At 65.7% G+C, this 7,341-nt stretch carries 7 protein-coding genes; 3 read left to right on the top strand and 4 right to left on the bottom strand.

The annotated features are described in order from the left end of the window. Positions 1–144 precede the first annotated feature (144 nt). Positions 145–1,098 (top strand): type VII secretion protein EccE, encoded by a 954-nt coding sequence (gene eccE / locus B4394_RS19670; RefSeq protein WP_078316019.1) that lies wholly within the window; start codon positions 145–147, stop codon positions 1,096–1,098. An 83-nt stretch (positions 1,099–1,181) separates the two neighbouring features. Further along, positions 1,182–3,038: a CocE/NonD family hydrolase gene (locus tag B4394_RS19665; protein ID WP_078316018.1), complete on the top strand. Its 1,857-nt coding sequence runs from the start codon at positions 1,182–1,184 to the stop codon at positions 3,036–3,038. 13 nt (positions 3,039–3,051) lie between these two features. On the opposite strand, the gene B4394_RS19660 is transcribed toward B4394_RS19665, so the two are convergent. Further along, positions 3,052–3,486: a pyridoxamine 5'-phosphate oxidase family protein gene (locus B4394_RS19660; RefSeq protein WP_078311683.1), complete on the bottom strand. Its 435-nt coding sequence runs from the start codon at positions 3,484–3,486 to the stop codon at positions 3,052–3,054. A gap of 79 nt (positions 3,487–3,565) precedes the next feature. Between B4394_RS19660 and B4394_RS19655 the strand changes: the two genes are divergently transcribed. Next, entirely contained in the window at positions 3,566–4,450 is an 885-nt protein-coding gene (locus B4394_RS19655) for an SCO6745 family protein (protein WP_078311832.1), read from the top strand. Here B4394_RS19655 and B4394_RS19650 read toward each other — a convergent pair. Genes B4394_RS19650 through B4394_RS19640 form a run of 3 tightly spaced genes read right to left on the bottom strand, consistent with a single transcriptional unit; the run spans position 4,447 to position 7,340 of the window. Continuing rightward, positions 4,447–5,544 (bottom strand): LLM class flavin-dependent oxidoreductase, encoded by a 1,098-nt coding sequence (locus B4394_RS19650; RefSeq protein WP_078311684.1) that lies wholly within the window; start codon positions 5,542–5,544, stop codon positions 4,447–4,449. The two genes, B4394_RS19655 and B4394_RS19650, sit on opposite strands and share 4 nt — an antisense overlap. Positions 5,545–5,584: 40 nt before the next feature. Then, the gene (locus tag B4394_RS19645; protein ID WP_170915037.1) at positions 5,585–6,610 is read right to left on the bottom strand and encodes an ABC transporter substrate-binding protein; all 1,026 of its coding nucleotides are present in this window, start codon (positions 6,608–6,610) and stop codon (positions 5,585–5,587) included. Then, positions 6,591–7,340, bottom strand: coding sequence for an ABC transporter ATP-binding protein (locus B4394_RS19640; RefSeq protein ID WP_078311686.1), 750 nt, complete (start codon positions 7,338–7,340; stop codon positions 6,591–6,593). Before B4394_RS19640 ends, B4394_RS19645 begins: the two co-directional genes overlap by 20 nt. Position 7,341: the final 1 nt, after the last annotated feature.

Below are 7,341 nucleotides of genomic sequence, written 5' to 3'. Positions count from 1 at the left end.
CCCCCGAAAACCCCCTTCCCCGGCGACTCGCCTTCCTTGGCGCCGGTGTATGTCTGATCGCGGTGATCGTCGTCGCCGGGCTCAGTGCACGTCGCAGACAGGAGAGCACGAGTGAGTAAGAACGTGAAGCTGTATCGACCCCCGGTGCCGTGCACGCTGCGGCTGACCCTGGTAGCAACGCTGGTCGCCGCGGGCGCGTTCGCGCTCTACCGTCGAGACCCTGACGACCGCTGGATCGCGATCACCGCTGCGGTGCTCGCGCTGGTTCTGCTGGTGTGGTGGCGTGGCACCTTCCTTACCGACATTCTCGGACGGTTCACGAAGATGCTGACCCGTAGGTTCTCTCGTCGTTCCCCCTCGAACACCGCACAGGTTGTCGCGGCGGGAGTCGACGCGCGCACCACCGTGGCACTCGAGCTCAAGGCACCCGCATCCGGTGAGGAGATCCCGGTCGGGCTTCTCGCCGGATACCTGGACCGCTACGGCATGCGCTGCTCATCGATCCGCGTCACCACCGCCGATGTCGTCGGCGCCGAGGGCAAGACCTGGGTGAGCCTGACCCTGAGTGCCGCGGACAATCTCGCCGCACTGCAGGCACGGTCTCCGCGAATCCCACTGCGCGAGAGCGCCGATATCGTGGGGCGCCGACTCTCCGATCACCTGCGCGAGCTGGGCTGGCAGGTCAATGCGGTCGACACTCCGGATGCGCCGCTGTCCGCGGAGGTCAAGGAGGGATCGCGGGCGGTCGCCGACGATCGCGGTTACCTGGCCGCCTACCGCGCCACGGTGAACGGGAGTCTGCCGGACACCCTGGGGAACATCTGGAATGCGCCGCTACCGGAGCGCTGGACCGCTCTTGAGCTCACCGGCACCACCGAGGCTCCGCGGCTGACCGTGGTGTGCGCACTGCGTACCCAGGAGAAGCCGGAGTCCCGCGCACCGTGGGCCGGGCTGACACCATGCTGGGGCGAGCACCTGCTCGTCCTGGAGGCGATGAACCCGCTGTCGTCCGGCACCTTCGGCGGAGTCGGCACCGCAGTCACCGAGGAGTTCCTCGACAACCTCACGCTGCAGGACGAGGCGCCGGCACTGGTATGAGCACGAGGGCTAGCGCACCTGGGTGCGCTAGCCCGTCTCGGTACCCTTTCGGGGTGATCGCAGGTTCGGCCAGTCGTCTGGCAATTTTCGCCGCCATTCTGGGCCTCATTCTCACCGCGTGCGGCCACGAGGGTCCCGGTCGCACCTCCTGGCCCCCGGCGGACGGCGGTGGCCCCTGTGCGGTCGCCAAGCAGACCGACGTGCCAGCGGCCATGCGCGACGGCACGATCCTGCGCGCCGATATCTACCGTCCCAAGCTCAAGGACTCGGTGCCAGTCATCCTGATGCGCACCCAGTACGGCAAGAGCAGCGCGCAGGTCAAGCCTTCACGGTTCCAGACTCCCGGCTGGTTCGCCTCGCATTGCTATCTCGTGGTGGTGCAGGACGTTCGGGGTCAAGGCGCTTCGGATGGGATATTCAGCGAATTCGGCAACGACGGCAACGACGGTTACGACACCGTTGAGTGGGCCGCGGGATTACCCGGTTCCACCGGCAAGGTCGGAATGTACGGGTCCTCGTATGTCGGTGCCACACAATGGCTCGCTGCCACCACAACTCCCCCGCACCTGACCACCATCGTCCCGTCCAACACGGCCTCCGACTACTACGACGGGTGGACCTATGAGGGCGGCGCGTTCCGGCTCGGCTTCGTGCTCCCGTGGGCGATCGAGACGATCGCCACCACCGCAGCGAAGAACCGGGGCGATGAGGCGGCCGTCGAACAACTGGAGGCCGCCGACAAAGAACGTGATCGCTGGCTCAATTTCCTTCCATACCAGGATCTTCCACCAATGCAGCCGGGCAATCCCCACGTTGCGCCGTGGTATTTCGAGTGGATCCGGCATTCAACCCGCGACGAGTATTGGCAGCGGTGGAGCATCCGGGATCGGTACGAGAACGTGAAGGTGCCGGTGCTGCACTTCGAAGGCTGGTACGACGCCTTCCTGCGCGGCGGCCTGGAGAACTTCGCCGGCATGTCCGCACGGGGCGGGTCGCCGGAGGCGCGCCGACATCAGCGCATCGTCATCGGCCCCTGGGATCATCTGGCCTGGGGCCGTGAAACATCCAGCCCTTCACCATTGTTGAAGAGCCTGGGAACCGGCGCCAGCAGCCCCGTGAACGAGCTGCAACTGGCATGGTTCGACCACTTCCTCAAGGGCACGGACAATGGTGTCGCTCCCGAGTCACCCCGCGTCGACTACTACCTGATGGGCGCCAACCGATGGAAGAACGGCCCCTCCTGGCCGCTACCGCAGACGAATTGGACCGTGTATCACTTGGGCGGTCCCGGCGCGAAGCACGAGGGAAGGCTCGGTAATTCGGCCCCACCCCATGATCCACCCGACACCTACCGCTACGACCCGGCCAATCCGGTACCGAGCGCGGGTGGGCACTCCTGCTGTGCCGCGGATTCGGCTCCGGAAGGTCGCTACGACCAGACCGCCGTGGAACAGCGCCCCGATGTGCTGACCTACACCAGCGAGCCGCTCACCACCGAAACCGAGGTCACCGGACCGATCAGCGTCGACCTATGGGCCGCGTCCTCGGCCCCCGACACCGACTTCACCGCGAAACTGGTTGTCGTGCAATCCGATGGTGCCGCCGTCAATCTCAACAACGGAGTTGTCCGCACCTCACTGGCACAATCGCTGTCCGACCCGCATCCCGTAGCGGCGGGCCGGCCGCACAGATACCACATCGACGTATGGCCGGTGAGCTACCAGTTCCGCGCCGGAGAGCGCATCCGACTGGAGATTTCCAGCAGCGACTTCCCGCAGTACGCGCCCAACCCGAACACGGGCGCACCATTCGGACAGAACTCCGAGCTGCGCACCGCCACACAGACAATCCTTCATGATGCGGAGCACCCGTCCACACTCACACTGCCCGTCATACCCGCGGGCGATCAGGGAACCGAACAGTTCCCGCTGCCCCGGTGATCACGCGGGAACGCTAGCCCCAGTTCTCCGGGCCACCAAGGTCCGCCGAGAGCCAGTGTTCCGGAGAGACATACACAGCGATCTGCTCGCCGTACCCCTCCGAGTACGTGAGATACCCGTCGAGCAGCTCCTCCGGGATGTACCGGGCAGCCACCTGCCGATGCTGGTCGTGCTCGAGAGGCACGACCTTGGTCACCGGCCCCTCGACACTCACGTACCGCACCGTCGGCTGCTCACGGTCGACCATAAGCGTCAGCCGACCCGCGGCCTCGATCAGCTGGTGCTTACGCGATCCCTTGCCCGTCGGAACCCAAAGATCGCCGCCCGGGGTATAGAAGTACCAGATCGGCACCGTCAGCGGCGCGCGGTCCGCCCCGGCACTCACCGAGATTGCCGCCACGTGGGGCTCGGCCAAAAATGCCTGTCGTTCTTCCAAACTCAATCCCATGACACCACACTACGAGCCCGCACCGACAGCCGCACCGGACTCGACAGTCCGCGAGGGCACGCCGTGGTTCACTGGATCGATGGCACGTCCACCCGCACTCGCCCGGCGTCTCTACGAGCGTTTCGAACCGGTACACGGCATCACCTACTTCGCCCCCGAGGCACGCGCCGCCGCCGACGAGCTCGGCTACCGCGGATTCTGGCGCGGATACTTCGCTACCCGATCGGCACCCCTGGGCAGGGCGGCCCCCAGACTTGTCGAGGCCGTCTTTTACAACTTCGCCGCATTCCGAGTCGCCAAATCCCTCGATGGGGCCTGGGATACCGTCAGCCCGGAGCAGGCGCTGGCCGCGCGGCAGGCCGGCGCCGTCGCGGCACTACGGCGCTACGGCCTCACCGAGGATGACAACCTATGCACCGCAGCCGAATTGCTGGGCAAGGCGGCCCGCAACGCCTCTCCGGCCGGGCGCCCCCTGTACGCGGCGCTCACCGCTGTTCCCTGGCCCGATGAACCCGTGGCGGTGCTGTGGCATGCCGCCACCCTGCTACGCGAGCAGCGCGGCGATGCCCATGTCGCCGCGCTGGTCGCCGCGGGCATCGACGGCCGTGAATCGAACGTGTTTCACGTTGCGGCGGGACGGGTCACCAAGGACGGCATCATGCGCAGCCGCGACTATGACGACGGCGAGTGGGCGGTCATCGAACAGAACCTGACTCGGCGCGGCCTGCTCGACGGCGGTGACTTGACGCCACAGGGCCGGGCGCTGAAGACCGATATCGAGAGCCGAACCGACCGGGCATCACTGCCGGTACTCGATGCCCTGACCGACAGCGAGGTGGAGGCTCTCTTTCGGGCGCTCACGCCGATCACACGACAGGTCATCGCGGGTGGCGATCTGCCGGCGTCGACACCCATGGGGTTGCAGCGCAACGACCTCGATGACGACAGCGCGGGTCTGGGCTAGGCCGCCAGCGCTCCCCGCTTCTTGAGCAGCGGAAGCACGCCCTCGGCGAACCAGTACGCCTCTTCCAGGTGTGGGTATCCGGACAGGATGAATTCGTCGAACCCCAGCGCGTGGTATTCGGAAATCAGATTGGCGACTTCTTCATGGCTGCCCACCAGCGCCGTGCCCGCGCCGCCACGCACCAGCCCGACGCCCGCCCACAGATTCGGGTAGATCTCCAGTTTGTCGAGCCGACCGCCGTGCAGCGCCGTCATGCGCCGCTGCCCCTCGGATTCGGATGTGGAATGCAGTGCCGTCGCCGCGGCGATCTGATCGGGAGTCAGCTCCCCGACCAGAGAGTTCGCGACGGCCCACGCCGCCTCGGAGGTGTCGCGGCTGATCGTGTGCAGGCGGATGCCGAATCGCAGGTTGCGCCCTCGCTCCTTGGCCAACGCGCGCACCGTCTCGATCTTCGCGGCCGCCGCCGCGGGCGGCTCACCCCAGGTCAGGTACACGTCGACATGCTCGGCGGCAATCGGCAGCGCCGCCGAGGACGAGCCTCCGAAATACAACTGCGGCAACGGTGTTGGCGGCTCCGATACGCGCGCATCGGTCACTGTGTAGTGCTTGCCCGAATAGTCGACGGGTTCGCCCTTCCAGATATCCCGGACGATCTGCAAAAACTCCCCGGTGCGCTCGTACCGTTCGTCGTGGGTGAGCCAATCACCGAAACGGCGCTGCTCGGTATCGTCGCCGCCGCTGACGACGTTCAGCAGCAAGCGCCCATCCGAGAACCGCTGGAATGTCGCTGCCTGCTGCGCGGCCAGTGTCGGCGGCACCAACCCCGGCCGAAAGGCCACGAGGAACTTCAGGCGCTCGGTCTGCTCCAGCAGCGCCGAAGCCGTCAGCCATGCGTCCTCACACCAGGTGCCGGTGGGAGTCAGTACACCCTCGAAGCCCAATCGGTCCGCCGCGCGAGCTATCTCACCGAGATAGCGCAAGCTGGGCTCGCGGTACCCCACCGGGATGGTGTGATGCGAGGACGCATGCGAGGCACCCACGATGGAACGGCTGTCACCATTGGTGGGCAGAAACCAGAAAAACTTGGCGGCCACGGGAATTGCTCTCCTTGTGTGGGATACGAGGACGTATGGGTTAGTGGGACTGGGTGAAGAACTGCGTGAGGACGTCGTTGAAGCGGTTGTCGACGAAATCAGAGAACGTGGGCTTGCCCTGAATCTGTCCCGACTGCGCGAACAGGTCGGCCAGGTTCTGTTCCGAGGCCGTCACCTCGCCGTCGAGCGGTATTGGTTGCCGCAGGCTGCGCGACTGCGCCAGCTCTGCTGCCGCAGGGTCGATTCCGATTGCCGCGGCGTACTTTCCGTACCACTCCTGTGGATGGGCCTGGGCCCATGCGCTGGCACGCGCGATGCGCTGCACCAGGTCGGACAATGCGGTATTGCGTTGAGCATCACGCAGCGCCACCTGCGATGCGACGCCGAATCCGTACCCGTTCGCGACGCCGGTCGCGGTCACCAGGGTACGAACCTTCAGCTGTTTGTCGGCCAGCGCCGTGTACGGATCCCAGATCGCCCAGGCGTCAGCCTGGCCTTGACTCAGTGCGGTGAACGCATCGGCAGGCTGCAGGAAGACCGGCTGGATGTCCTTGATGGTGAGACCGGCCTTCTGCAGCTGAAGTAACAGATGACCGTTCGCCGAACTGCCCTTCCCGACAGCCACCTTCTTACCCCGCAGGTCAGCGACGGAATGGATCGGGGATGTGTCGGCAACCAGGATCTGGTCACCGGAGGCGTCATTGGTATACCCAGACACCACTTTGATTCTCGCCTTGGAGGCCGCGCCGAAGATCGGCGGTGTATTGCCGGTGACCGCGAAGTCGATCTTGCCCGCGGTGAGCGCCTCAATCTGCGGGGGGCCAAAGCTGAAGGTCGAGAATTCGACCTTGTACGGCGCGTTGTCCAGCTCGCCCGCCGCCCGCAGCAGCGACTCGGTGCCACCCTTCTGATCGCCCACCCGCAGGGTGAGGCTCGCCAGCTCTGAGAGCGGAACAAGCTGCGGCACAGCGGTATCACCCTTGCCGTCGCGGCCGGAGGTGCAGGCCGTCAGAGACAGCAGGATCACGGTCGCGCTGACGATTGACTTAAACACCAAGCTGCGCAAGGAGCTCTCCTCGGTATTTCTCGGTTTCGGCGTCGTGCTTGCCATGAGGTTTACGGGGATTGCCGATGCGCAATGTGTGCACCAGCCGGCCCTCATCCAGCACCAGGATGGTGTCGGCCAGAGATATCGCCTCGTCCACATCGTGAGTGACGAGCAGCACGCCGAACTCGTGCTCTCGCCACAGGTTCAACAGCAGTCGGTGCATGGAGAGTCGCGTGAGCGCGTCAAGTGCGCCGAAGGGCTCGTCGAGCAGCAGCAACTGCGGCTCCGCGACTAGCGCACGCGCCAGGGACACGCGTTGCGCCTGTCCGCCCGAGAGTGTCAGCGGCCAGGCTTGTGCCTTATCGGCAAGCCCCACCTCATCAAGGGCCCGATCAATGCGGGAAAGCGCTTCCGCCTTGGACGACTTGGTGCGGGTGAGCCCGTACAACACGTTGTCGCGCACCGAACGCCACGGGAACAGTCGTGGCTCCTGGAACGCCACCGCGGGAGCGCCCAGCACCTGACGCTCGCCCTCGTAGTCGCCGGCCAACCCGGACAGCACCCGCAGCACCGTCGACTTGCCCGAACCACTGCGGCCCACCAATGCGACGATCTCGCCATGGCCCACCCGCAGTGAGACGTCATCGAGAACGCGATTGCGTCCGTACCATTTGGTGACCGATGTCAGCTCTGCCGCCGGTACAGCAGATTGCCGTGCCAGTTCAGTGACCTCGAAAACCGCTGTCATG

This window comes from Mycobacterium sp. D16Q16 (assembly GCF_002013745.1).
GTDB lineage: Bacteria > Actinomycetota > Actinomycetes > Mycobacteriales > Mycobacteriaceae > Mycobacterium.
The sequence above is the reverse complement of the archived record's forward strand: the minus strand, read 5'-3'. Positions and strand labels throughout refer to the sequence as shown.

Bases quoted from the DNA above. Each gene is read 5' to 3' on its own strand.
- B4394_RS19660 (WP_078311683.1), bottom strand. From the start codon at position 3,486: ATGGGATTGAGTTTGGAAGAACGACAGGCATTTTTGGCCGAGCCCCAC.
- B4394_RS19640 (WP_078311686.1), bottom strand. From the start codon at position 7,340: ATGACAGCGGTTTTCGAGGTCACTGAACTGGCACGGCAATCTGCTGTA.
- B4394_RS19655 (WP_078311832.1), top strand. From the start codon at position 3,566: ATGGCACGTCCACCCGCACTCGCCCGGCGTCTCTACGAGCGTTTCGAA.